General features: G+C 75.2%; 19 protein-coding genes. 6 read left to right on the top strand and 13 right to left on the bottom strand.

From position 1 onward, the window contains the following. Window positions 1-154 precede the first annotated feature (154 nt). Window positions 155-1723 carry a pectate lyase family protein gene (locus AWW66_RS06530; protein WP_067361178.1) on the top strand — a complete coding sequence of 523 codons (1569 nt, stop codon included), beginning with the start codon at window positions 155-157 and terminating at the stop codon, window positions 1721-1723. Window positions 1724-1989: 266 nt separating this feature from the next. On the opposite strand, the gene AWW66_RS06525 is transcribed toward AWW66_RS06530, so the two are convergent. The 5 genes from AWW66_RS06525 to lanL all read right to left on the bottom strand — a co-directional run bounded on the left by AWW66_RS06525 (window position 1990) and on the right by lanL (window position 10319). Next, on the bottom strand, window positions 1990-3765 hold the full coding sequence (locus AWW66_RS06525; RefSeq protein ID WP_067361175.1) for an ATP-binding cassette domain-containing protein: 1776 nt from the start codon (window positions 3763-3765) through the stop codon (window positions 1990-1992). After that, window positions 3765-5471 (bottom strand): ATP-binding cassette domain-containing protein, encoded by a 1707-nt coding sequence (locus AWW66_RS06520; protein ID WP_067361172.1) that lies wholly within the window; start codon window positions 5469-5471, stop codon window positions 3765-3767. The genes AWW66_RS06525 and AWW66_RS06520 overlap by 1 nt, the downstream gene beginning before the upstream one ends. A gap of 73 nt (window positions 5472-5544) precedes the next feature. Continuing rightward, a complete protein-coding gene (locus tag AWW66_RS33435; protein WP_157527208.1) occupies window positions 5545-5706 on the bottom strand; it encodes a hypothetical protein in 162 nt (53 codons plus the stop codon). 120 nt (window positions 5707-5826) lie between these two features. After that, window positions 5827-7611: an alpha/beta hydrolase family protein gene (locus tag AWW66_RS06515; RefSeq protein ID WP_157527206.1), complete on the bottom strand. Its 1785-nt coding sequence runs from the start codon at window positions 7609-7611 to the stop codon at window positions 5827-5829. Further along, the gene (gene lanL, locus AWW66_RS06510; RefSeq protein ID WP_281179566.1) at window positions 7608-10319 is read right to left on the bottom strand and encodes a class IV lanthionine synthetase LanL; all 2712 of its coding nucleotides are present in this window, start codon (window positions 10317-10319) and stop codon (window positions 7608-7610) included. The genes AWW66_RS06515 and lanL overlap by 4 nt, the downstream gene beginning before the upstream one ends. A gap of 319 nt (window positions 10320-10638) precedes the next feature. Between lanL and AWW66_RS06505 the strand changes: the two genes are divergently transcribed. Further along, complete coding sequence (locus tag AWW66_RS06505; RefSeq protein ID WP_067361162.1) at window positions 10639-11703, top strand: cobalamin-independent methionine synthase II family protein; 1065 nt, start codon at window positions 10639-10641, stop codon at window positions 11701-11703. Window positions 11704-11874: 171 nt separating this feature from the next. Here the strand turns inward: AWW66_RS06505 and AWW66_RS06500 are convergent, their stop codons facing one another. After that, a complete protein-coding gene (locus AWW66_RS06500; RefSeq protein ID WP_067361159.1) occupies window positions 11875-12324 on the bottom strand; it encodes an AAA family ATPase in 450 nt (149 codons plus the stop codon). Between the two features lie 96 nt (window positions 12325-12420). Between AWW66_RS06500 and AWW66_RS06495 the strand changes: the two genes are divergently transcribed. Then, complete coding sequence (locus tag AWW66_RS06495; protein WP_067361156.1) at window positions 12421-12861, top strand: VOC family protein; 441 nt, start codon at window positions 12421-12423, stop codon at window positions 12859-12861. A 65-nt stretch (window positions 12862-12926) separates the two neighbouring features. Here AWW66_RS06495 and AWW66_RS06490 read toward each other — a convergent pair whose 3' ends face one another. Beyond that, on the bottom strand, window positions 12927-13829 hold the full coding sequence (locus AWW66_RS06490; protein WP_245647957.1) for a DMT family transporter: 903 nt from the start codon (window positions 13827-13829) through the stop codon (window positions 12927-12929). Window positions 13830-13863: 34 nt separating this feature from the next. On the opposite strand from AWW66_RS06490, the gene AWW66_RS06485 reads away from it, so the two are divergent. After that, window positions 13864-15267, top strand: coding sequence for an aminotransferase-like domain-containing protein (locus tag AWW66_RS06485; protein WP_067361150.1), 1404 nt, complete (start codon window positions 13864-13866; stop codon window positions 15265-15267). A 100-nt stretch (window positions 15268-15367) separates the two neighbouring features. Here AWW66_RS06485 and AWW66_RS06480 read toward each other — a convergent pair whose 3' ends face one another. From AWW66_RS06480 to AWW66_RS06470, 3 genes are all read right to left on the bottom strand, one after another. Beyond that, window positions 15368-17122 carry an ABC transporter ATP-binding protein gene (locus AWW66_RS06480; protein ID WP_067361147.1) on the bottom strand — a complete coding sequence of 585 codons (1755 nt, stop codon included), beginning with the start codon at window positions 17120-17122 and terminating at the stop codon, window positions 15368-15370. Then, window positions 17119-18798: an ABC transporter transmembrane domain-containing protein gene (locus AWW66_RS06475; protein ID WP_083978274.1), complete on the bottom strand. Its 1680-nt coding sequence runs from the start codon at window positions 18796-18798 to the stop codon at window positions 17119-17121. Before AWW66_RS06475 ends, AWW66_RS06480 begins: the two co-directional genes overlap by 4 nt. A 225-nt stretch (window positions 18799-19023) precedes the next feature. Beyond that, window positions 19024-19782, bottom strand: a complete 759-nt coding sequence (locus tag AWW66_RS06470; RefSeq protein ID WP_211271847.1) for a hypothetical protein — start codon at window positions 19780-19782, stop codon at window positions 19024-19026. A gap of 333 nt (window positions 19783-20115) precedes the next feature. On the opposite strand from AWW66_RS06470, the gene AWW66_RS06465 reads away from it, so the two are divergent. Further along, window positions 20116-20670 (top strand): hypothetical protein, encoded by a 555-nt coding sequence (locus tag AWW66_RS06465; protein WP_067361140.1) that lies wholly within the window; start codon window positions 20116-20118, stop codon window positions 20668-20670. Between the two features lie 42 nt (window positions 20671-20712). Here AWW66_RS06465 and AWW66_RS06460 read toward each other — a convergent pair whose 3' ends face one another. Both AWW66_RS06460 and AWW66_RS06455 read right to left on the bottom strand, forming a co-directional pair. Then, window positions 20713-21399, bottom strand: coding sequence for a response regulator transcription factor (locus tag AWW66_RS06460; protein ID WP_067361212.1), 687 nt, complete (start codon window positions 21397-21399; stop codon window positions 20713-20715). After that, window positions 21396-22532 carry a sensor histidine kinase gene (locus tag AWW66_RS06455; protein WP_157527202.1) on the bottom strand — a complete coding sequence of 379 codons (1137 nt, stop codon included), beginning with the start codon at window positions 22530-22532 and terminating at the stop codon, window positions 21396-21398. The genes AWW66_RS06460 and AWW66_RS06455 overlap by 4 nt, the downstream gene beginning before the upstream one ends. Window positions 22533-22702: 170 nt before the next feature. Between AWW66_RS06455 and AWW66_RS06450 the strand changes: the two genes are divergently transcribed. Then, window positions 22703-23371, top strand: coding sequence for a DUF2306 domain-containing protein (locus AWW66_RS06450; protein WP_067361136.1), 669 nt, complete (start codon window positions 22703-22705; stop codon window positions 23369-23371). A 7-nt stretch (window positions 23372-23378) separates the two neighbouring features. Here the strand turns inward: AWW66_RS06450 and AWW66_RS06445 are convergent, their stop codons facing one another. Beyond that, window positions 23379-24479 (bottom strand): hypothetical protein, encoded by a 1101-nt coding sequence (locus AWW66_RS06445; RefSeq protein WP_067361133.1) that lies wholly within the window; start codon window positions 24477-24479, stop codon window positions 23379-23381. Window positions 24480-24513 lie beyond the last annotated feature (34 nt).

The following is a 24513-nucleotide window of genomic DNA, read 5'->3' as shown; positions in this document are numbered from 1 at the left end:
GGCACCACCGACCGACCCATATCGAACACACCAGCCCCCACACCCGGGTCGACCAGCGACCCGCCCGGCGACAGGCGACGGCGGCGGCGACCGCCGCACCGACCCCGGGATGTGGCAGCACCATCCAGCGTTCAACGACGAAGGTGAGGCGAGGATGAGACGACCAGTCGCCCTGCGAATCCAGGCGGGGTTGGCCACCGTGGCCGTCGGGGCCGCGATCGGCCTGGCGATGCAGACCCCCCAGGCGTCGGCAGCGACCGGCAGTGCCACCGGGTACGCCACCCAGAACGGGGGCACCCGGGGTGGCGCGGGCGGGCAGACCGTCCGGGCCACCACGGGTACGCAGATCCACGCGGCCCTGTGCAACCGGGCCAGCAGCAGCACCCCGGTCATCATCGAGGTGCAGGGCACCATCAACCACGGCAACACGACCAAGGTCTCCGGTAACAGCTGCAACACCGCCGCCGGCGTGATCGAGCTGAAGGGCATCAGCAACGTCACGATCGTCGGGGTCGGCAGCGGTGCCGTCTTCGATCAGATCGGCATCCACATCCGGGACTCCAGCAACATCATCATCCAGAACGTGACCGTCCGGAACGTCAAGAAGTCGGGCTCGCCCACCTCCAACGGCGGCGACGCCATCGGCATGGAAAGCACCGTCCGCAACGTCTGGGTCGACCACGTCACCCTGGAGGCCTCCGGTGGCGAGTCGGAGGGCTTCGACGGCCTGTTCGACCTGAAGGACAACGTCCAGTACGTGACCCTGTCCTACAGCATCCTGCGCAACTCCGGGCGCGGCGGCCTCGTCGGCTCCAGCGAGAGCGACCGCTCCAACGGCTTCATCACCTACAACAACAACCTGTACGAGAACATCGACTCCCGTACGCCCCTGCTGCGCGGCGGCATCGCGCACATCTACAACAACCACTACGTGAGCCTCCACGAGTCCGGCATCAACTCCCGTGCCGGGGCCCGCGCCAAGGTGGAGAACAACTACTTCCGGAACTCCAAGGACGTCCTGGGCACGTTCTACACCAGTGAGGCCGGCTACTGGCAGGTCGCCGGGAACATCTTCGACAACGTGACCTGGTCCAGCCGCAGCGGTGACACCAACCCGGCCGGCCCCAACCCGACGTCGAACACCACCGTCAGCATCCCGTACTCCTACCGGCTCGACGGGGCCAACTGCGTGCCGAACATCGTCAGCCAGACGGCCGGCGCCAACAAGGGCAACCGGGTGTCGGACGGCAACTGCACGCCGACCACCCCGACGCCCGGCCCGACCAGCCCCACCCCGGGCCCGACCACCCCGACGCCCGGCCCGACCACGCCCACGCCGGGCCCGACCAACCCCCCGGGCGGTACCAACCTCAGCCTCGGCGCCGGCGCGGACGGCTCCAGCAAGGGCAGCGGGACCAGCTACGGCAACGTGATCGACGGCAACCTGAACACCTACTGGTCGCCGAGCGGTTCGACCGGCCAGATCTCGGTCAAGTGGGGTACCGCCACCCGGGTCTCCCAGATCAACATCCGCCAGGCGTCCGGCGGCGGCACCATCGGGTCCTGGCGGGTCCTCAACAGCGACACCGGGGCCGTCCTGGCCAGCGGCAGCGGCGCGGGCGGCGTCATCTCGTTCGCCGCGACCTCGCTGCGCAAGATCACCTTCGACATCACCGCCGCGAGCGGCACCCCGCGCGTCGCGGAGTTCGAGACCTACTCCTGACCTCCGACCACCACGCCGGGACACCGCACCACGATCCGTCCGACCCGGCACGGGTGACCACCATCCACACCTGACCGTCCGCGAAGGGGCGGGGGCCGTCGACACGCCGGCCCCCGCCCCTCTGCTGTCCACCGTCGGCCCGCGCCCGCGCCGTCCACCGCTGGCCCCGCGCCCGCGTCGTCCACCACCGGCCGGCGCTGCCGCGTCGTCCGTCGCCTTTCCCGGCCCCGCTCCGGCGTTGGCCGGTCGGTGCGCCGGGCCGCCCGTCACCCCTGCTGCCAGTAGCCGACCAGGTCGGCGTAGCGCTCGTGCTGTGCCAGGAGCTGGTCGTGGGTACCGATCCGCACCTGCCCGTCGGCGACCAGCGTGACGAGGTCGGCGCGCAGCGCGCTGCTGATCCGGTGGGCCACGACGATCAGCGTGCCGCCCCGGCGGCGCATCTCGGCCTCCGCAACCTCCTCCGCCACCGGGTCGAGGTGACAGGTGGCCTCGTCGAGGACGACGACCGAGGCGGGCGACAGCCAGGTCCGGGCGAGCGCGATCCGCTGCCGTTCCCCGGCGGAGAGCCCTCCGCCGCCGGGCGGCAGCTCCCCGGCGAGGCCCCCGAACCGGGCCACCACCGGGGTCAGCCCGAAGCGGCGCACCGCGTCGGCCAGCTCCGCCGTGGTCGCCTCGGGCCGCAGGTAGGCGAGGTTCTCCCGGACCGTGCCGGCGAAGACGTAGCTCTCCTGCGGCACCACGGCGACGACCCGCCGGAGCAGGTCCGGGGGCCACCGGTCCAGCCGGGTGCCGGCGAGGGTCACCTGACCCGCCAGGGGGTGACGCAGGCCGGTCAGCAACGCGGCCAACGTCGACTTCCCGGCGCCGCTGGGCCCCACCACGGCCAGGTGCGTGCCGGCCGGTACGGTCAGCGCCACGTCCGCCAGCACCGGGGCGGCCCGGGCCGAGTAGGCGAAGGTCAGGCCGGTGGCCCGCAGGTCGGGCGGCCCCACCGGGGCGGTGCCGCCCGGGGCCCGCCCGGCCCGGCCCGGCCCGGCCGAGGTGGCGGCGGCGAGGCGTTCCCCGGCCAGCCCGAGCTGCACCAGCCACCCCGCGCCGCCGGAGACCATGAACCCCACCGCCGGCGCCAGGCCGTGGACCAGGTACACCACCGCGCCGACCAGGTCACCGGAGGTCAGCCCGAGGGTCCGGGACAGCCAGGGGGCCAGCAGCAGCAACACCAGCACCGGAGCCTGGACGGTGAGCATCGGCACGACCGACCGCCACCAGCCGAGCCGGTTGACCCCGGCGGCAGCCGCCGCCGTCGCCTCGACGGCCGCCACCGCCGGCCGCAGCGCCTGCTCCCGCGCGCCGCACGCCTCGACGTCCCGGGCCGCGGCCAGCACCTGTCGGCTGGTCTCGCCCAACCGTTCCCCGGCCAGCAGCAGGTGCCGTTGCCGCCGGATCAGGCGCCGCAGCACCGCCAGCCAGAGCGCCCCGCCGAGCAGGAGGAAGGGCAGGACCGCGAGGGTGACCACCGGTACCAGGGTGGCCAGGCCGGCGATCGCGAGCACCATCGTGACGGTCGTCGAGAAGGTGGTCCGCAGCAGCGCGACGACCAGCCGGCGCACCGCCTCCACGTGCTCGGTGGCCTGCACGGCCACCGCCCCGGCCCCGTCCCGGGCCGTCTCCTCGGCCACCGCGCGGGCGAGTCCGGCGCCGATGACCAGGGTGACGAGACGGTCCCGCAGCGGCTCGGCCACCCGCGCCATGACCGGCAGCAGCGCCTGCGCCACGTACGCGCCGGCCACCCCGAGCAGGGCGAGCCCGGCCAGCCAGAGCACCCCGGTCGCCGGGTCGCCGGCCAGGAAACCGGCGTCGACCGCGCGGGACACGGCCAGGCCGGAGAAGAACGCCGGGGCGCCGGCCAGCACCGAGCCCAAAGCCAGCCGGAGCAGGTCGGCGCGGGCGGGACGGAGCTGCCCGACCAGGAGCCGCCGCCCGGCGGCCGGGGTGGCCGGGGCGCAGCCGTCACCCGGCAGCACGGTATCGGTGGTGGCCATCAGCCGATCCGCTTCGGCTCGGGGCGGACGGGCTGACCGAAGACCCGCCGGTACTCCTCGTCCCGCCAGAGCGACTGGTGCGGCCCGTACGCCCGCAGCCGGCCCGCGTCGAGCCACACGACCAGGTCGGCCGCCGCCGCCGTGGCGGCCCGGTGGGCGACCAGCACCGCCGTCCGGCCCGTCCACGCCCGCCGCAGGGCGGTGTGCAGTTCGGCCTCGGTGGCCGTGTCGACGCTGCTGGTCGCGTCGTCCAGCACGACCAGGTCGGCGTCGCCGACCAGTGCCCGGGCGATGCCGAGGCGTTGCAGTTCGCCGCCGGAGAGGGCCAGCCCGGCCAGCGGTGTGTCGTAGCCGTCGGGCAGGCAGCGGACGAAGTGGTCGGCGCGGGCCGCGCGGGCCGCCGCGACCACCTCGGCCCGGCCCGCCGACGGCCGGCACGCCGCGAGCGCCTCGTGAACGGTGGCACCGAAGAGTTCCGGCCGCTCGAATGCGTACACCACCCGCCGGCGCAGCTCCGCCGACGCGATGGCGCGCAGGTCGACGTCGCCGAGGAGGACCTGCCCGGCGTCGGGGTCGGCGAGCCGGCCGACCAGCCCGCAGAGCGCGGACTTCCCGGCCCCGGAGCGGCCGACCACGGCCACCCGGCCGCCCGGCGGGATCTCCAGCGTCACCGCGTCGAGGACGGTGCCGGCGTCGTGGCGTACGGTCGCCCCCACCAGCCGCAGGGCTGCCGGGCCCGACGGTGGCGGCTGCGGTACGGCCGGCTCGGGCACCGCCTCCGGCTGGGTGAGCACCTCGTGGACGCGGCGGGTCCCGGCCCGGACGTGCAGGATGCCGCCGACCGTGTCGACCTCGTCGAGCAGACCGAGCACCAGACTGGTGTACCCGAGGACGGCCACCAGGTCCCCGGGCGCGAGGTGGCCCTGGTACAGCCGGATGCCCGCCACCGCCAGGACCGTCGCCTCCAGCAGGGGCCGGAGCACGGACACCCGGAAGACGAGCCGTCGTTGCGCCGTCCACTGCGCGCCGGCGGCGGCCCGCAGCTCCGCCAGCGGGCGCAGCACCCGGTCGGTCTCCCGCTGCACGGTGCCGCTGGCCCGGATGGTGCGGGCGCCCCGGCAGGCGTCCACGAAGCGGGCGGCCAGGTCGGCGGCGGCCTCCCGGTAGCGCAGCAGCGGCCCGGCGAGGTCCAGGACGAAGGCGCGCACCACCACCGCGCTCACGGCGACCCCGGCGGCGAGGACCAGCGCGGTCGGCCCGTCGACGACGACCAGCGCGACGAACCCGGCGAGGCCCACCGCCACGCTCAGGCCCACCTGCACCGCCACCGGCAGCAGCGCGCCGGGTTGCCCGGCGTCGGTGCTGACCCGGGAGACGAGGTCGCCGACCGGGAACGGTTGCCGGTGCGGCGTGCCGAGCCGCAGGGCGTGGCGCAGCAGCCGGGCCCGCAGCAGCCGGGTGGCCCGGACCGCCACCACGCCGGCGGCCACCGCGCTGGTGGCCCGGACCAGGGTGCCCCCGACCAGGACCAGGGCGAGGACCAGCAGCGGCGTACCTGCCGGCTGGCCCGCGATGGTGGCGTTGACCGCGGCGGCGAAGGCCGCCGGCTCGGCCACGGTCAGCACACCGGCGGTGACCGCCAGTCCGACGTGGACCACGGCGGGGCCGGGTGCCGCGCCGACCGCCTGCCAGAAGAGGCGACGCATGGTGCTGCTCCTCGATCCGGCTGGTGGTGGCTGCCGACCCGGTCGTCACCGGGTCGGCAGCCGCCACGGTCGATCACTGGGGGCTGACCGTGGTACGGGCGCAGCTCGCCGCACCGCAGGTGTACCCGCAGCTGTCGCTGCAGGTCACGGTGCACGGCGAGACGATGCTGAGACCGACCTCCGCCGAGACCGGCTCGAGCGCCGGCAGCTGCTGGAGATCCGCGACGTCCATCATGGTTGATCACCTCCTTCCGGGACTCGGAGCGGAAACACCCGTCGGTCACCTCGGTCCGGCGGCCGACGGGAGGCCGGGGTGGGGCGGTCGCGACCGGTCCGGCGTCGGGACCGGCGCGGATCAGGCATCGGCATGGTCCAGGCGCCCCTGCTCCCGGACCACCGGGTCGTGGTGCGGCTCCCGGAGGAAGTCGGCGATCGCGTCCCAGGCCGTCGGGCCGTCGACGTCGTGCCCGAGGTCGTACTCCCGGTACCGCACCGCCGGCCCGCGCGCCGCGACGAGGGCCGCCGCCAACTCCCGGACGTGCCCGACCGGGATCTGCTCGTCGTGGCGGCCGTGCAGGAGCAGGATCGGGGCGCGGGTCCGGTGGCCCAGGCGGAGCAGGTCCCGGGGGCCGAGACCGGCGTGCGGCGGGTCGGTGAGACCGCCCAACCGCTCGATCATCCGCCGTACCGTCGGCTCCGCCTGCCGGTGCAGCCGGGCCGCCGAGGAGAACGGCGCGACGGCGGCGCACCGCCCCCAGAGCTGCGGCCCGGCGGCGGCGGCGAGCAGCGCGAGGAAGCCGCCGTAGCTGCTGCCCACCAGGGCCACCCCGGGCCCGTCGCCGCGCAGCGCGCGCAGGTGCCGGCCCACCGCCAGGACGTCGTCGAGGTCCGGCCCGCCCCAACCGGTACGGATCGCCGCGGCGAAGGCGTGACCGTAGCCGACGCTGCCCCGGGGGTTGAGCGCGAGCACCGCCACGCCCTCGGCGGCGAGCTGGGCGAAGAACGGGTGGTACGCGAGCTGCCAGGCGCTGGACGGGCCGCCGTGCAGGGCCACCACCACCCGGGGCCGCTGCCACCACCGGTCCCCGCCGTAGGCAATCGCCTCGATCGGCCCGGCCGCCCCGGGCACGGTCACCACCCGCGCCTCCCACCCCGGGTCGGGCGTGGCGTCGGCGTCGGCGGGCCGGTCGCCGGCCGGTCCCAGGTCCAGGAAGGTCAGCGGTACCCGTGGGGTGGTCCACGGCACGACGAGGCGTCGCCGGGTCCACACCGGCCGGCCGGCGAGCGCGCCCGGTGGCACCACCAGGGTGTCCCGGCGGTGGCGCACGACGTCGTAGCGGTGCAGCAGGGACCGCACCCCGCGCCGCTCGTGGGCGAGGATCCGGTGCCCGTCCGGGTCGACCGCGACCGCCTCGACCAGCCCGTCGGGGGCGGCGAGGTCGTCCGGGAAGGCCCACCGTTCGCCCCGCCCGGGCCGGGCGTACCCCAGCCGCTGCACGCCGCCGACGTCGGTGTGCACGACGCCCAGGCCGGTGCCGGGGTGCCAGGCCTGGAGGGTGTCGTTGCTGTGGTCGCTGACCTCGAACAGGGTCCGGTCGGCACCGGTGACCAGGTCCACCTCGACGGCGGTGTGCGGCTCGCCGGACCGGCTGCGGCCCAGGCCCAGCCGGCGGCCGGCCCGGTCGGTCCACACCCCGCCGGTGTACGCGCCCGGCAGTGCGATGACGGCGGTCGGGGTGGGGCCGTGGGTGACCAGCCGGGCCAGGGTCGTCCGGGTGCCGTCGTAGGCCAGGACCCACGGCCGGCGGTCCGGGTCGCCGGGCGCCGGGGTCAGCAGCCGGACCGCCTGGCCCGCCCGGGTGGTGAGCCGGGTACGGGTCAGGGTGGCGCAGTCGACCGTCCAGACGGTGTGCCGGCTGCCGCCCCCGCCGCAGATCAGCAACCGCCGCCCGGCCGTCGGCACCAACTGGTCGACCGGCTCCACGGCCAGCGGGGTGGGGTGGGGCGTGAACGTGGCCCCGTCGCGGTCCCACAGCTCCACCGTGACGGCGTCCCCGTCGAGGCGGGACGTCGCCGCCCAGCTCGCGTCGGCGGCCAGGTGCACGCCGAAACGCGCCGGGCCCCGCCTCGCCGCGCTCACGACGGCACCCGTGCCGTCGCGGCGACCGGCGGGTGGAAGATCCTCGGGCCGCCGTACCGCAGCCGGAGCAGGAACGCCAGGTGACCGGCGAGCCCCGCGCCGAATTCGGCGGTGACCTGCGCGCCCGTCTCGTTGGGCAGCACCGCGTGGCCGTCGCGGTAGGTCCGCCGGTCGTACAGCGTGCAGGCGATCTCCTCCGCCCAGGCGCGGTGCAGCGGGTCCCCGCTCGCCTCGGCCAGGTCGAGCAGGAAGTCCCCGTCGCCGGCCAGGCCGTGGCAGTACGCCGTGCCGGAGCGCCACCGCTGCCGCAGCACCGCCCGCGCCGCCCGGTCGGCGAGGCGCAGGTACCCGGGGTCGCCGGTGGCCGGGTACAGGCGGGCGAACAGGGTGCCGACCCCGGAGGAGCCGTTGCACCAGTGGTAGAGCAGGCCGGGCTTGCCCGCCGCCTCGGACCAGACCGCCGTGTCGTCGCGGTGCTCGGCCAGCGTGACGAGGGTCTGTCCGCAGCGCCCGGCCAGCTCCGTCAGGTCCGGGCGGCCCAGGTGCTGACCGGCGGCGAGCAGGAACGTCCCGATCCCGGCGGTGCCGTGGCCGAAGCCGTACGAGCGGTAGCCGGCCAGTGCCGAGTCGAAGTCCCGGGGGACGGTCCAGCCGACGAGGTCCCGGTCGGGGTCGACGCTGTCGACCAGGCCGTCGGCCACGTCGGTCACCGCCTGGGCGAGCCGGCTGTCCCCGGTGTCGCGCCAGAGCAGGAGCAGGGCAGTGCCGAGCCCGGCGGCCCCGTGCGTGACATCCGGGTTGGGCCACCGCCGGGGCAGGTCCGCCAGGAGCGCCCGGGCGAGCTGCGTGGTGCCGGGGCGGTCGAGCAGCGTACCGGCGTCGTGCAGGGCCAGCGCGGTGCCGGCGGCACCGAAGCAGAGGCCGGGCAGCCGGTGCTCCTGCGTCCGCAGGTGGTCGATGATCCAGTCGGCGACCTCGCCGACCAGCCGCCTCGCCACGGGGGACGGTCGGTGCCGGTGCAGCCGGGACAGGACGGCGAGCACGCCCCCGGCCCCGTGCTGGACGGCGCAGGGTTCGGTGTCGTCGCCGAAGGCGGTGCTGCGCCAGAGCCGCTCCGCCGCGGTGTCCACGGTGGCCGCCAGGTGCGCCACGGCACCGTCGAGCAGGGCGTCGAGGTGCGCGGCGGGCAGCGTGCGGAGCCGGCCGTACGCCTGCTCGGGAGTCGGCGGACGCCACAGGTCGACCGGGCCGGGGACCGGGGTCGGCCGGTGGGCGGCGATGGTCGCGGTGACCTCGTCGAGGCCCGGCCGCCGGGCCGGGTCCTCGCGGAGCAGGGCCAGCAGCAGGCGCGTCACCGGCTCCGGTGGTGCCACGGCCCGGTGCGGTGCGCCCAGCCGCGCCGCGACCAACTCGTCGTGGCCGCGCCCGCCGGGGCTGTCCCGCAACAGGTCCGGGGTGGTGCAGGTGGCCAGGTAGAACAGGACCGCGCCGAGGGAGTACAGGTCGGCGCTGGGGTCGGGGGCGGCGGCCCGGAACTGTTCGGGAGCGCTGAAACCCGGGGTGCCGCCGTGCTCGTGGATCGGGGGCCCGCCGTGGTCGAAGTGGGCCATCTCCAGGTCGACGAGCGTCATCGCGCCGTCCTCGTCGACCAGGATGTTGTTGGGGCTCAGGTCGCGGATGACGACGTGACAGCCGTGGACGGCGCGGAGCAGCCGGGTCAGCCGGTCGGCCATCCGCCACCACTGGTCCAGCGGCAGCCCGTCGCCCCGGTGCAGCCGGTCGGTGACCCACCGGGCCAGCGGAACACCGGGCACGTGGGTCTCGACCAGGAACACGTGCTCCTGGTCGGTGAAGAGATCGACCAGTCGGGGGACGCTGCCCAGGTGACCGAGCCGCCGGAGCACGGCGGCCTCGTGCCGCAGCACGTCCCGCACGTCGCGGCCGTGGTCGTCGGTGGCGACGTGCGGCCGGCTCTCCTTGACCACCACGACCGAGCCGGTCTCCCGGTCGTCGGCGAGGTACACGCCGCCCTTGTTCGCGTGCCGGATCGCGCCGGTGATCCGGTACCGGGAGTGCAGGACCGCCTCGGTGGGGCGCGGCGGGGCCGCCGGGCTCGGCACCGGCGGCACGGCCCAGGGCGGCGGGCTGTGGAAGGCCTGCCGCCGGTCGTCGACCGGGTTGCCCGCCGGGTCGAGGATCAGGTACCGGTAACTGCCGTCGTGGTCGAGCTTACGCAGGCCGATAAAGGCGCCGTAACGGTAGTGGACCAGACTGCCCGAACGGAGTCGGGCGTCGGAGAGAATGCGGGGACCGGCCAGTCCTTCCGTCGCTTCGTCAAGGCGTTCCGCGAGTGTGCGGAATTGCTCGTCGTCGACCGGGTAGGCGGTCAGGAACTTTCCGGACGAGCCGCGCGGGGCGCGGACGTCGTTGAGGTTGCGCAGGATGTCGCCGGTGGCCGCGTACTTGAACTCGCAGCCGGCCTCGACCAGCACCGGGGCGCAGGCGGCCAGGACCCGGTCGGCGGAGTGGACGGTGGCCGATACGTGCAGTTTCCAGCCCTGGACACGGGACATCGTCGCGGCCGGTCGGACGTGGGTCCACGGTCGCCGCGACTCCGTCCGCCAGCCGTCGGCCCGCAGCCGGGCGGCCACCGACGGCGGCAGTCGGTACGCATTGTCTCCGCCTTCTCTTCCACGCCCAGCAGACATGCGGGAATCACCTGTCCAATGCAGGTAGGAACCTGGATGGTGGCGGTGCCGGAGAGGTGTGCGGCACCCTCGCAGGGACACCATATCCAGCGACGAACGGCAATGAAACAAGCAAAAAATTCAATTGCTTGGTGTGTCCCTCTTTGTCGGGGAGGGGGTGATTCCCGGAGTGCGGTGAACAACATCGGAGAAACAAGCCTGTAATGTGTATCAAACGAGCTCGACCGTCCTCTGCCCACCCGCCGGACGGTCCGCCGCGTCACGTCGCGCCGCCCGACGCCGTTGAATCGATCACCGACGTTGCCTAGCCTCGTGGCTCATGGGAATCCCCACCGAACCGATCGGCAGCATGCCCCGTCCGCCGGAGCTCCTCGCCGGCCTCGCCGACCACGCCGCCGGCCGCCTGGACCGCGCCGGGCTCGACGCGCTCCACGACCAGGCCGTCCAGGACACCATCGCCCGTTTCGAGGCACTCGGCTCCCCGGTGGTCACCGACGGGGAGCAGCGCAAGCCCAGCTTCGCCACGTACCCGGTCGACGGCCTGGACCACCTCGCCCCCGACGGGGTCGTCATCCCGTTCGCCGACGGGCACGTCCGGCAGCTTCCCCGCCTGACCGGCGGCCCCTTCCGGTACGCGACCCGGTCGGCGCGGTACCTGCGGGCGGCGCAGCGGCACGCGAGCGTACCGGTCAAGCAGGCGGTGATCGCCGCGTCCGCGCTGAGCCTGCTCTACCCGGCCGACGGCCTGCCCGGCTACGACCGGAGCGCGTTCCTCGACGACCTCGTCGACGAGGCCGAGGCGGACATCCGGGGTTCCCTCGACGCGGGCGCGCACCGGGTCCAGCTCGACTTCACCGAGGGGCGGCTGTCGCTCAAGCTCGACCCCTCCCGGGGCGTCCTGGACTCCTTCGTGGCGCTCAACAACCGGGTCCTCGACCGGTTCACCCCCGCCGAACGGTCCCGCATCGGCGTGCACACCTGCCCCGGCGGCGACCAGGACTCGACCCACAGCGCCGACGTCGACTACGCGGAGCTGCTGCCCCGCCTCTTCGCGCTGAACGCGGGGGTCTTCTACGTGCAACTCGCCAGCGAGCCCCACCCCGACCGGGTTCTCCGGGTGATCGCCGAGCACGTACGGCCGCAGCAGCGGGTATTCGTCGGTGTCACCGACCCGATCGACCCCGTCGTGGAGACTCCCGAGCAGGTCCGGGACCGGGTCCTGCGCGCCGCCGAGTACCTCCCGCCGGACCGCCTCGGCACCTGCGACGACTGCGGCTTCGCGCCGTTCGGCGACGACGTGTCGACCTCCCGGGAGACCGCCTGGGCCAAGGTACGCGCCCGCATCGAGGGCACCGCGCTCGCCGCCGCGCAGTTGGGCGTCTGACCCGTCAATGCGGCGACCCGCCGACCAGGCAGCGCGGCGCCGGCGTCGACCGGTACCCGCCGGTGGCGCCGGCCGCCCTGCCCGACCCCACCGGCGCTGCCGGGCGACGCCCCGCCGTCCGGCAGCACCGGTGGGTGCCGGTGGGCGGCGGCCCGCACGCGGCCGGCCGGGTCAGGTCGCCTCGGCGAGCAGCCGCTCGACGACGTCGGCCAGGTCCCGTACCGGCCGCCGGCCGTCGAGTTCCAGGGTGGCGCCGCGCCGCAGCAACGGCTCCACCTCACGTACGTAGCGCTCGATCTCGGCGCGCTGCTCGGCGGTCCCCCCGTACGGGTTCGTCGACCGGGTCGCCACGCGGTCGAGCAGGACGCGCAGCGGTGCGCTCAGCAGGACGACGTGGTCGAAGCGGTCGTAGAAGTGGACCTGGTTCGCCACCGTCCCGGACACGACGACGGCGGGCCGTGCGGTGAGCAGTGCCGTCATGCGTGGCTCGTCCCAGTCCCGGTCCGGCAGCGTCCACCCGTCGTCGTCGGTGTCGACCGTCGCGTGTCCACGGCGCGACAACTCCTCCAGCAGTGTCGTCTTGCCCGCCCCTGACATGCCCGTCACCAGCACCCGCGCCACCCGTCGACCCTACCGACCGCCCGGCCGCCGTGGTCGCGTCCCCGACGTCACCGGCGGGTCCGGGCCCGCCGCCGAAGGGTCGGTTACGGTACCCGGATGGAGCAGCGCATCAGCCTGGTCACCCTCGGCGTGACCGATCTCGTCCGGGCCCGCACCTTCTACGAGCGGCTCGGCTGGCGGGGCCAGGAGGTGGAACGGACGGTGTTCTTCCAGGCCGGGGGGATGGCCGTGGTGCTGTGGGCACGGGAGTCGCTGGCGGCGGACGCCGGTGTCGACGAGGTCGACGGGTCCGCCGCTGGGCACGCCCGGATCGCGTTGGCGCACAACGTGCGCGACCGGCACGAGGTGGACCGGGTACTGGCGTCGGCGGTCGAGGCGGGGGCGACGGTCACCCGGCCCGCGCGCGAGACCTCGTACGGCGGGTACGCGGGCTACTTCGCCGACCCCGACGGTCACCTCTGGGAGATCGCCTGGAACCCCGGCTTCCCGCTGGCGGCGGACGGCACGATCAGCGTGCCCGACCTCGGCCCGGCCTGACCGGCAGGGTCACCCGGCCCCGGCGCGCCGCCGGCGCCCGGTCGGGGCGGGCGGATCCGGGCCGGTCAGGCCGTACCCGGCGCGGGTGTCGGCGCGGCGGCGCGGGTGCGTTGCGTCAGCACGACGCAGACCAGCACCAGCAGCGCCGTCGCGACCGAGGCCGGGGCGACGGTCTCGCCGAGCAGCAGCGCCGACCAGAGCAGGGTCAGCACCGGCTGGGCGAGCTGCACCTGGCCGGTCCGCGCGACACCGCCCCGGGCCAGGCCCGCGTACCAGGCGAAGAAGCCCAGGAACATGGAGACCACGGTCAGGTAACCGAACGCCGACCAGGTCACGGCGTCGGCGCGCGGGCTGGTGGCGACCGCGACGACGACCGTGACGGGCCCGGTGACGGGCAGCGCGACCAGCAACGCCCAGCAGATCGTGCGCGCCCCGCCCAGGTCCCGGGCGAGCGCACCCCCCTCGGCGTACCCCAGACCGCAGAGCACCACCGCCGCGAGCAGGAACAGGTCGGGCAGGGACAGCGCGCCGTGTACCGCGCCGCTGGCGCCGAGGAAGGCGAGGACCGCCACCAGCCCACCGGCGCTCGCGACCCAGAACAGCAGCGGTGGCCGCTCGGCGGCCCGCAGCACCGCGCAGACGGCGGTCACGGCGGGCAGCAGGGCGATGACGACCGCGCCGTGCGCGGCGGTCTGGGTGAGCAGCGCCAGCGAGGTGAACAGCGGGAAGCCGACGACGACGCCCAGGGCGACGAGCGGCAGCCGTCGCCACTGGTCGCGGGTGGGCCGGGGCGCGCCGGTGAGGCGCAGGTACGCCCAGGCCAGCAGCGCCGCGCCGACGGCCCGACCGAACGCGACGAACCACGGGTCGAGCTGCTGCACGGCGACGCGGGTGGCCGGCAGGGAGGCACTGAAGGCGAGCACGCCCAGCGCCCCGAGCGCGAGGCCGGTCACCCGGTCCGCTGTCACCGTCGGGCGCGCGATAACGCTACTATGACCTGTCATGAATGACGGTAACGCAGCCGACCGCGTTATCCAACACCTGCGTGGCCTCGTGGCCGGCGCGGCTCCCGGCTCGCGGCTGCCCTCGGTCCGCGAGCTGACCGCCCGGCACCAGGCCTCGCCGGTCACCGTCGCCGAGGCGATCCGGCACCTGGTGGCCCAGGGGTTGATCGAGACGCGATCCGGCAGGGGCACCTTCGTGGCCACCGCACCGGCCGAGCGACGCGCCGCCGACCTGTCCTGGCAGACGGTCGCGCTCGGTCCCCGTCGGCCCGGCGAGGAGGAGATGCGGGCACTGCTGGCGCTCCCGCCCGCCGACGCGATCCCGCTCTCCGGCGGCTACCTGGACGCGGACCTCCAGCCGGCCGCCGCGCTCGGCGCCGCGCTCACCCGCGCCGCCCGGCAGCCGGGCTCCTGGCAGCGCGGCCCGGCCGAGGGCCGTGAGGACCTGCGCGCCTGGTTCGCCCGGGAGTCCGGAGCCGGGCTACGCACCGACGACCTGGTGATCTGCCCCGGTGGGCAGTCCGCGCTGTCGACGGCGCTGCGGGCGCTCGGCGCCCCCGGCGACACCCTGCTCGTCGAGTCACCGACCTACCTGGGCGCGCTGGCCGCCGCCCGGGCCGCCGGACTGCGGGTGGTGCCCGTGCCCGCCGACGCCGACGGCGTCCGGCCCGACCACCTCGCCGACGCGTTCGCCCGGACCGGCTCCCGGCTGTTCTACTGCCAGCCGCTGCACGCCAACCCGCACGGCGCGACCCTGGCCATCCACCGCCGGCGTCCGGTCGCCGAGGCCGTCCGCGCCGCCGGGGCGTTCCTGATCGAGGACGACTACGCCCGGGACCTCACCCTCGACGGGGACGCCCCACCACCCCTGGCCGCCGACGACCCCGACGGGCACGTCGTCTACCTGCGCTCCCTGACCAAGTCGGCCGCGCCCGGGCTGCGCGTCGCCGCGATCGGCGCCCGGGGCCCGGCCGGTGCCCGGCTGCGCGGTGCCCGGCTGCTCGACGACTTCTTCGTCTCCGGCCCCCTGCAACAGGCCACCCTCGACATCGTCACCGCCCCGGCCTGGGCCCGCCACCTCCGCGCCCTGCGCGTCGCGTTACGGGCCCGCCGGGCCGCGCTGTCCGCCGCGCTCGGCCGGCACCTGCCGGACCTCGGCCAGCAGCCGGTACCGCGCGGCGGCCTGCACCTCTGGGTCCGCCTGCCCGACGGCACCGACGACGTCGCGCTGTCGGCCGCCGCGGCCACCGAAGGCGTCATCGTCTTCCCCGGCCGCCCCTGGTACGCCGCCGAGCCGCCCGCCCCGTACCTGCGCCTCACCTACGCCGCCGCCCCGGCCGAGCTGATGGACGAGGCCGTCCGCCGCCTGGCCCGGGCCCTGCGCGCGACGTCGACCGGCTAGCCGACGGTGGCCCGCCCGCCGTGCCCGGGGTCGGTGGGCGGTGCCGGGCTCGGGTCTGACGCTGGCGGTCAGCCGCCCTCCGCGCGGTCGGGGAGCCGGGTCAGCGGTGCCAGGCGGACCAGAGCGTCGCGTAGGTGCCGCCGGCGGCGACGAGCTCCTCCGGGCTGCCCAGTTCGACGATGCGGCCGTGCGCCATCACGGCGATCCGGTCACAGGCCTGCGCCTGGGTGAGCCGGTGGGCCACGACGATCGCCGTCCGCCCCCGGACGAGGGCGGCGCTGGCCAGTTCGAGCTGCCGGGCGCCCGCGCTGCCCGCCTCGGCGGTCGCCTCGTCGAGGACGACGATCGGCGGGTCGAGCAGGGCGATCCGGGCCAGCGCGACCTGTTGCGCCTGGCTCGGAGTGAGGTGGTGCTCGCCGTCGCCGACCACGGTCTGGAGCCCGTCGGGGAGCGCGGCGACCCAGGTGTCGGCCCCGACCAGCGCCAACGCGGCGTGCAGCTGCGCGTCGTCGGCGTGCGGGGCGGCCAGCCGGAGGTCGTCGGCGAGCGTCCCGGCGAAGACGTGGACCTCCTGGGTGACCACGCCGACGAGGCGGCGCAGCTCGTCCGGGTGCAGGTCGTCGATCGGCAGGTCGCCCAGCCACACCTTGCCGCCGGTGGCGGGGAAGACCCCACCGAGGATGGCCGCGAGGGTCGTCTTGCCCGCCCCGCTCTCCCCGACGATCGCCAGCGACTCGCCGGGGGCGATCTCGATCGAGACGTCGTGCAGCACGGTCGGGCCGTCGGGGTACCGGTGCGACACCGACGAGGCGACGACCCCGGCCGGCGCCCGGGAGCCGGCCGGGTCGACGACCCGTGCCGCCGGCACGTCGAGCCCGGCGATGCCGACGAGCCGGGCGAGCGCCGCGCCCGCCGACTGGACGTCGTTGAACGAGATCAGCAGCATGCCGAGCGGGCCGAAGAGCCGGTGGAACAGCAGCGCGGCGGCCGTGACGTCGCCGACCGTGCTGACCTCCCCGCGGACCAGCAGGAAGCCGGTGAGCAGCACGGCGGTGAGCCCGATCGCCTCGGCGTAGTTCATCATGTTCGCGAACCAGAGGAAGCCCCGGACGGCCCGCAGCCGGGCGACCACCGCACCGCGCGACGCCTCCTCGACCCGCCGGCCCTGCGGCTCCTGCATCCCGTAGGCGTGCACCGTCCGGGCGCCGGTGAAGGTGGTGAGCAGGCTCTGCGTCCGGACCGCCGCGGCCTGGCGCTCGGCGGCGTAGAGCCGGGCGGCCCGCGGCACGAACCGGCGCAGGCTCAGCACGTACACCGGGAAGACGACCAGGAACGCGGCGGCGATCCGCCAGTCGAGCGTCGCGAAGCCGGCGAAGGTGATCACGACGGTGACCAGCGAGGTGAAGACCCCGGCGGCCAACTGGACGGAGTCGGTGACCTGCTCCACGTCCTCGGTGACCCGGGAGGCCACGTCGCCGGACCCGACGGCCTCCAGCCGCGCCGGGTCCATCCGCAGCGCGTGGTCGAGCACCTGCTCGCGCAGGTCGGCGCAGGCCCGCGTACCCCACTCGGTGACCAGCCACCGGGACACCCCGGTCAGCACCGCGGCGACGAGGCCGGCGGCGAGGATCCACGCCGAGATCAGCAGCAGTGACCGGACGGTGCCGCCGGCCACCACCAGGTCGACCAGCCGGCCGAGCAGGATCGGCACCACCACGGCCGCGCCGCTGGCCGCGGTCGCCGTGGCGACCGACGTCCAGGCGAGCACCGGATGGCGGCGCAGCGCCCGCCAGAAGACGGCGGCGGTCACCCGGCCGGTCGCGACGGGCAGGATCGTGGGGACCGGGCCGGTCATCGCAGCACCACCTCGGCGTACGGGGGTTGCGCGAGCAGGTCGCGGTGGCGTCCGACGGCCGCGACCCGCCCGCCGTGGACGAACACGACGCGGTCGCAGCGGTCGAGCAGCGGCGCGCTGGTGGTGACCAGCACCGTCGCCTGCCCGTCGCGGTACGCGCGCACCCCGTCGGCGATGGCGTGCTCGGTGACCGCGTCGACGGCTGTCGTCGGGTCGCGCAGCACGGTGACCGGACGGTCGGCGAGCAGCGCCCGGGCCAGGGCGAGCCGCTGCCGCTGGCCGCCGGAGAGGTTGAGCCCGTGGTCGAGCAGTTCCCGGTCCAGGCCCTTGCCGCCGTCGGTGCGCAGGTCGCTGGCGGACGCCGCCGCCAGGGCCCGGTCCACCGTCGCCTCGTCGTGGTCGGTACCGGTGTGCAGCGCCTCGCGGATCGAGGACCCGAACAGGTCGACCGCGTGCGGCTCGACGAGCACGACCCGGCGCAGCGAGGCGATGTCGAGGTCCCGCACCGGCGTACCGGCCAGGGTGACCTCCCCCCGTTCCGGCGGTCGGGCGCCCGTGAGCAGGTCGGTGACGGCGTCCGCGGTCGCGGTCTCCCCGGTGACGACCCCGAGCAGCTCACCGGGCTCGACGGCGAGGCTGACGCCGTCCAGGCCCGGTGCGTGGACGTCGTCGAGGACCAGGGTGCCCGGCTGCGCCGTCCGCGTACCCGACGAGACGCGCTCCGGTGCGTCGAGCACCTCGGCGACCCGGGCGGCGCTGGCCCGCGCGGTGGCCAGCTTGAAGACGCAGTCGGCGAGGTTGAGCACCGGGTCGGTGATGAACGCCGCCAGCCCGACGATGGTGATCAGTTCCCCGAACGTGATCCGGCCCTGGAGCGCGAACCAGCCCGCCAACGCGGCGACGACCGTGATCAGCAGACCGGTGGTGAACGTCGACGCGCCGACGAACACGGCTCCGGCCTTGACCGCCCCGATGTTGGCACGCAGCGAGGTACGGCTGGCGGACCGGTACCGACGTGCGGCCTCGTCGACGCCGCCGAAGCCCCGCAGCGGCCGGAGCCCGTGCAGCAGATCCGCCGCCGTCGCGGCGGCACGACCGATGGCCTGCTGCTGCGCCGCCGTGTGGCGGCCCACGAGCGGCCCGAGCGCGTTGAGCCCGAGCACCAGCACCGGGATGCCCACCACCAGGCCGAGGCCGAGGGACCAGTCGATCCGGAGCAGCACGACCGTCGCGACCGTCAGACCCAGCAGCGCGGACACGACCCGGCTGCCCAGTTCGAGCAGCTCGGCGGAGGCCTCGGTGTCGGAGGTGGCGATCGAGAGCAGTTCCCCGCTCTGGCGGCGGGTGCGGATGCCCTGCCCGGCGACGACCCGCCGGACCACCCGCATCCGCAGGGCGTGCGACTCCTCCACCATCGCCCTGGACAGGAACCAGAAACCCGACCGCCAGCCCATGGTGAGCGCGGTGAACAGCCCGAAGATCCCCAGGACCGACCAGAGCATCGCGGTGGTCGACCCGGTGCCGACCGCCTGGTCGATGACCAGCCCGATCGCCACCGGGACGAGCGCCTCGCAGACCTGGTGCAGGGACCAGAAGGCGGCGCACAGGACGGTGTCGCGCCGCTGGCGCCAGAACATTCCACGGATCAGCCGACCGGCCGGTGACACGGCGCGCATCCTCACACCGCCCGTGGCCGGCGCAGGTGCGCGGCGACCACCCCGAGCGATCGTTGGCCGGCCCGGCGGACTCGCGCCGTGGTCTCTGTCATCCCCGCCCCACTCTCAACAAGTTAGGCTAGGCTAACTTGTTGACCCGCTCGGGTGTGAGCCGGGGGAACGACCTGCGGTGCGTGTGGGGACGGTCCGGCCGGAGGGGCCGGGAGGACGGTCCCGGCCCGGTCCTCAGCCGAACGTGATCGTCCAGTTCTCACCGTCGAAGACCGCCGTGGCGTCGGTCTCGCCGTCGGGGTACTTGAGTTGGTACGGCTCGGTCAGGATGTCCTCGGTGACGACCGTGCCGGCCTTGTAACTGCCGAACGCCAGCCAGTAGGTCGGGGTGAGCAGGAACTGCGCGCCGGTCTTGGGCTGGGTCGGCACCACGAACGTGCCCGCCCCGGACATCCCGATCCCGACGCTGCCCTGGGTGGCCAGTCCGGGGCCGGGCACCGTCTCGTCCTCGGTGATGAGCAGTGACCCGGGGGCGGCGCCCGAGGTCGGCGTCCCGAACTCGAAACCGTCGTCGATGTACGAGAGGGTGACCATGTTCTGGTTCTGGAGGTCGGCGGGGATGATCTGGCCCGCCTCGTAGTCGACGCCGGGCTTGAGCGTTCCGGTCTGACCCCAGACGAAGTTGTAGTCGATCGTCCATTTGAAGGTGATGCTGGTGCCGGCGTGGCACATCTTCGACAGCCAGGCCAACGAGTACATGTCTGCCGGCTGGCTGGGCTGCTGCTGGAACACGATCGCGTTCTCGTCGTCGATTTTGGAATTGTTGACGATCGTGACGCTGTACGGCGTGCCGGTGAGCGCGGCCCGCCTCCGGCCCGTCGTTGCCGGGCCGGCTGACGCGGGTGTCGCCGCGCTGCCCAGCACGGCCGCGCCGAGCGTCAGGCCCAGGGTCGTGAGGCCCTGCCGGCGGCTCATTGACACGTCTTTGCCCATGCGTTTCTCCTGAGGAATCCGGGCACCGAAAGGTGCGTGGCAAACGCAGTCAATGTGCTCGCCGGAGGAGGCGTGAACAATGCGGTGACGATGCGGGAAATGCTAGTGCCGATTCGTTGATGATCGCAAGCTCGCGCACCGGGCTTCCGGTTGTCCGCCCAGAGGGAGATAGCGCGCCAATAGCATTGGCACTGATGAATGCATGCAAATGGGGTGCCGGTGTCCGGCGCGCCGCGCTGCCGGGCGTCCGGAGACGCCGGCCCCGCCGTCCCCACGCCACCGGCGCGTCGCCCCGCGGTGACGGCGGTCCGGCCGCGTCGCTACCCTGCGGCGATGACGGTGGGCGGGGACGGGGAACGGCTGGCGGCGTCACTGGCCGACCGACTCGACGCGCTCGCCTTCACCGACCTGACCACCGACCAGGTCACCGCCCGGCTGATCGACGCGGTGGCCGACTGGGCGGGGGAGCGCGGCTGGCGGGTCTACCGGCGGGCGCCCAGCGTGTTGCCGCTGCCCCCGCCGATGGCCGCGCAGCACTCGGTGCTCGACGTGGCCTGCGCCCGTCCGGACGGGCCGCCCGTCGTCGTCGAGGTCGACCACGGCACCCGGCGGCGTACCTGGGAGAAGCTGCTCGCCGAGGCGGACGCGGGGCGGATCCCACTCTGGGTGCGCTGGGGCGCCGGCCGGTTCACCGCGCCACCCCCGCCGATCCGGATGGTGACCTGCGAGGTCGACCGGCGGCCGGATCCGACCGGCCGGGGTCGGGTGCACAGCCGCTCACCGCTGGCCGGCATGCCGCCACCGGCGCACTCCGCCGGGCGGGTCGGGGCGGTCACCGCCGTCGAGCTGCCGCTGCCGCCGGCCGCGTCACCCGACGTCGGCCGCTGACCGGGCCGTACCGGACCTCGGTGATGACGGCGCTCACGGGCGCTACCCCGCGCCGCCGTGGCCCTTCCCGACCCGGCCCGTCTCGTACGCCCACATGGCGATCTCCACCCGGTTGCGGGCGGCCAGCTTGGCCATCAGGCTCGCGACGTGGGTCTTCACGGTGCTGAGGCTGATGTGCAGCTCGCGGGCGATCTCGGTGTTGGTCCGACCGCCCGCCACGGCGACGAGCACCTCCTCCTCCCGGCCGGTGAGCGCGTCGACCGGCTGCCTCGGGGGAGTGCCCGGCCCCAGCTCGGCGAAGGCCGTGAGCAGCCGGGTGGTGACGGTCGGCGCGATGAGGGCGTCGCCGGCGGCGGCGGCGCGGACGGCCTGGGTGAGCAGGGCCGTACCGGAGCCCTTGAGCAGGAACCCGCGTGCTCCGGCGCGCAGCGCGGCGTAGACGTACTCGTCGAGGTCGAACGTGGTGATGACGACCACGGCGAGGGGATCGACGACGGCCGGCCCGGCGAGGTGCCGGGTGGCCTCGATGCCGTTCATCCCGGGCATCCGGATGTCGAACAGGCACACGTCCGGGCGCAGCCGCCGGGCCAGCTCGACGGCCCGGTGGCCGTCGCCGGCCTCGCCCACGACCTCGATGTCCGGCTGGGCGTCGAGGATCATCGTCAGTCCGGTACGGACGATCTCCTGGTCGTCGGCGACGACCACCCGGATGAGCGGGCCGCCGGTCATCCGGCGGTTCCGGTCCGGGGCAGCGCCACGGCCACGGTCCACCCCCGGTCGGGGTCGGGACCGGCCTCGCAGGTGCCGCCGAGCAGCCCCGCCCGCTCCGTCATGCCGACGATGCCGAAGCCGCCGGGACCGGCGGGGCGGGCCGACCGGGTGTCGCCGTCGTCGCTGACCCGCAGGCGGACCGCCCCGGCGTCGGCGGCGACCCGGACCTCGATGCGGGTCGCGTGCCGGGCGTGCCGTCGCGCGTTGGTCACCGACTCCTGGGCGAGCCGGTAGATCGCGGTCCCGACGGTCGACGGGACGTCGTCGAGGTCGCCGAGCAGTTCCACGTCGACCACCGGCCCGGGCGGTGACCGGTCCGCCAGCCCGACGAGGTCCGGGATCCCCGGGCTGGGGGCCAGATCCACGGAGTGGCTCCGGCGCAGGGTGTGCACCATCGTGCGCATCTCGGCCAGGGCGCGCGTCGCCTCGGCCTCGATCACCCGAAGCGCGTCCACCGCGGCCTCCGGCCGGGTCTGCGCCACCGCGATGCCCGCCTGGGCGCGGATCGCCATCGCCGAGACGTGGTGGGCCACCGTGTCGTGCAGGTCGCGGGCGAGCCGCTCCCGCTCGCGCAGCTTGGCCTGGTCGAGGCCGCGGGCCCACAGGCCCGCCCGGTACCGGAACGCGGTGGCGAGGGCGAACACCGCGACCATCACCACCGTCCCGAGGACGGCGTCGGCGGGACTGAGCTGCCCCAGCGCCACCGACAGGCCGATCTCGGCGAGGATGAGCGCCGCCCCGGCCGCCGCCTCCCGCCCGGAGCCCCAGCGGACCAGCGCGTAGGGCAGGAGCAGCAGGTACACCATGGTGGCCAGGTCCGGCTCGTGCCCGATCAGCAGCGGGGTGACGCCGGTGGTGGTGAAGGCGATCGCGACCATCAGCAGCGGCCTGCTCCGGCGCCACCACAGCGTGGGCACCAGCGCCAGCGCGACGAACACCGCGGCGGCGCGTGCCGGCACCTCGGGCCGGAGCAACCCTTCGAGGAGCACCAGCGGGACGAGCCCGCCCACCAGCGCCCGGTCGCGCCACACCCGCCCCGGCGGGTCGGGGGCCCGGGGCTCGGCCCACACGGAGCGGACAAGCTCGCGCACGTACCCGATGGTACGCAGTGGACCCGGCCACCGGACCGGCCCAAAGTACGGCTCCGCCCCCCGCCCAACGACCGGGTCGGCGCCGGCCGTTGCTCCGATGAGTTCGGTGACGCCCGGCGCGAGGATCGAGGCGTCACGACGGACCGAGTGCGCGTCGGGAAGGGGCACCCGTGAAGTCCACCACCGCGTCAGACTGGCTCATCCCCACCGGCCTGCTCGTGCTCAGCGCCGTACCGGTGGCCGCCGGCGGCCTCCGCCTGGCCGAACTCGCCGGCGGTGGGCCGGTGCTGCCCGACGGCGAGCGGATCGGCTCGGCACCCGTGCCCGTGGCGCTGCACATCGTCGGCGTCACGGTCTTCAGCGTGCTCGGCGCCGTCCAGTTCGCGCCCCGCGTGCGCCGCCGCCACCGGGGCTGGCACCGCGCGGCGGGCCGGGTCCTGATCCCGTGCGGGCTGGTCGCCGCGCTGAGCGGGGTGTGGCTGGCCCTGTTCCTGCCCCGGTCGGCCGTCGACGGTGACGCGCTGGTGGTGCTCCGGGTGGTGGTGGGCGCGGCCATGGCGGCAGCCCTCGTGCTCGGCTTCGTCGCGGTGCGGCGGCGCGACTTCGCCCGGCACCGCGCGTGGCTGATCCGTGGCTACGCGATCGGCCTGGGCGCCGGCACCCAGGTCGTCACCCAGGCCGTCTGGGTGGGCTCGGCCGGCCCGCTCACGGTGTCCGGCAAGACCGGTGCCCTGGCCGCCGCCTGGCTGATCAACGTGCTCGTGGCGGAGTGGATCATCCGGCGGCCGGCCGGTGCGGCCCGGCGCGCGGCCGGCGCGCGGGGCGTACCGGTCCGCTGACCCGCGGTCACCGTCCGTGCTGGACCAGGGAGTCCCGGGTGGCCAGCAGTTGCCACGCCATCCCGGGCGGGGTGTCGCCCAGCGCCACGCGCGCCACCAGGGTGGTCCCGTCGACCCGGATCTCGGCGGCGGTCAGCAGGTCGGACCAGGGCTGACGGGTGGCCAGCGAGCGCCCCTGCGCGAGGTGGGTCCGCAGCGCGGTGGCGTTGGCCTCGGCCGTGGCGGCGTCGGCGTGCGTGTAGGCGAGCACCAGGAACGGCTGGCCGTCGAGGACCAGTCCGGTGGCGACCCCGGTGAAGGGCCGCAGGGGAGAGACGTCCGGCGCGACCTGGTAGCGGCCCCGGGCGCTCAGCATCGTCGCGTACGCCCCCTCGGTGGTCATCGCCTGGGCCAGCGCCCGCAGCTCGGGGACGTCCGCGAGCGTGCCGCCGCCCGCCCCGACCGCCGCGTCGACCTGCCCGGCGGAGGGGGAGACGACCAACCGGCCCGAGTCCAGGGCCACGGTCAGCGGCTGGCCCAGCGGCCGGGCGACGGTGCGCTCGTTCAGATTGGCGGACAGGTCCTCGCCGGTGCCGACCCGCCACCGCCCGTCGGTGGGGGCTCCCATGGCGGCGGTCAGGCGTTGTTCGGTGAACGTGCCACCGAGCACGGTCAGCGTGGTCGGCGGCGTCGGGTACTCCACGAACCAGCGTACGTCCAGCACCGACCAGCCCAGCTCCGCGTCGAACTCCCCGGCCCGGCTGAGCCCCGCGGGCCCGATCCGCTCCGGCAGGGGCGTCACGACCCGTGGCGCCGGTTCACCGGGCGTCCTGACCCCCTGCAACGCCGTGAGGTAGGCGGTGACCGCGTCCTGGTCGGTGACGTCACCCGGCGGGCTCACCCCGGCCGCCTTCGCCGCCGCGTCGACGTCGGCGACGGTGACCAGGATGCCGTCGTCGCCCTCGGCGAGCGAGCCGGGCAGCAGGGCGAGCCGGTCGACGAACGAGCCACCGGCCGGACGCGGGTCCTCGTTACCGGCCCCGCCGCCACCCCCGTCGTCGCCACCGCAGCCGGCGGCGGCCAGCCCGAGGATCAGCAGGACCGCGGTCGTGACATGTCGTCGTCCCATGCCGCGCACGATAGCCTTGTGGATCAAGCACGGA

This window comes from Micromonospora rosaria (assembly GCF_001567585.1).
Lineage (GTDB): Bacteria > Actinomycetota > Actinomycetes > Mycobacteriales > Micromonosporaceae > Micromonospora > Micromonospora rosaria.
Note: the sequence above shows the minus strand (reverse complement) of the source record. Positions and strands in the feature narration are given on the sequence as shown.

What these genes read in the sequence shown, in the direction of transcription:
- AWW66_RS06475 (WP_083978274.1), bottom strand. Translation starts at nt 18,798, where the DNA reads ATGCGCGCCGTGTCACCGGCCGGTCGGCTGATCCGTGGAATGTTCTGG.
- AWW66_RS06485 (WP_067361150.1), top strand. Translation starts at nt 13,864, where the DNA reads ATGAATGACGGTAACGCAGCCGACCGCGTTATCCAACACCTGCGTGGC.
- AWW66_RS06460 (WP_067361212.1), bottom strand. Translation starts at nt 21,399, where the DNA reads ATGACCGGCGGCCCGCTCATCCGGGTGGTCGTCGCCGACGACCAGGAG.
- AWW66_RS06520 (WP_067361172.1), bottom strand. Translation starts at nt 5,471, where the DNA reads ATGCGTCGCCTCTTCTGGCAGGCGGTCGGCGCGGCACCCGGCCCCGCC.
- AWW66_RS06525 (WP_067361175.1), bottom strand. Translation starts at nt 3,765, where the DNA reads ATGGCCACCACCGATACCGTGCTGCCGGGTGACGGCTGCGCCCCGGCC.
- AWW66_RS06495 (WP_067361156.1), top strand. Translation starts at nt 12,421, where the DNA reads ATGGAGCAGCGCATCAGCCTGGTCACCCTCGGCGTGACCGATCTCGTC.
- AWW66_RS06505 (WP_067361162.1), top strand. Translation starts at nt 10,639, where the DNA reads ATGGGAATCCCCACCGAACCGATCGGCAGCATGCCCCGTCCGCCGGAG.
- AWW66_RS06445 (WP_067361133.1), bottom strand. Translation starts at nt 24,479, where the DNA reads ATGGGACGACGACATGTCACGACCGCGGTCCTGCTGATCCTCGGGCTG.
- AWW66_RS06470 (WP_211271847.1), bottom strand. Translation starts at nt 19,782, where the DNA reads ATGGGCAAAGACGTGTCAATGAGCCGCCGGCAGGGCCTCACGACCCTG.
- AWW66_RS06465 (WP_067361140.1), top strand. Translation starts at nt 20,116, where the DNA reads ATGACGGTGGGCGGGGACGGGGAACGGCTGGCGGCGTCACTGGCCGAC.
- AWW66_RS06480 (WP_067361147.1), bottom strand. Translation starts at nt 17,122, where the DNA reads ATGACCGGCCCGGTCCCCACGATCCTGCCCGTCGCGACCGGCCGGGTG.
- AWW66_RS06530 (WP_067361178.1), top strand. Translation starts at nt 155, where the DNA reads ATGAGACGACCAGTCGCCCTGCGAATCCAGGCGGGGTTGGCCACCGTG.
- lanL (WP_281179566.1), bottom strand. Translation starts at nt 10,319, where the DNA reads ATGTCTGCTGGGCGTGGAAGAGAAGGCGGAGACAATGCGTACCGACTG.
- AWW66_RS33435 (WP_157527208.1), bottom strand. Translation starts at nt 5,706, where the DNA reads ATGATGGACGTCGCGGATCTCCAGCAGCTGCCGGCGCTCGAGCCGGTC.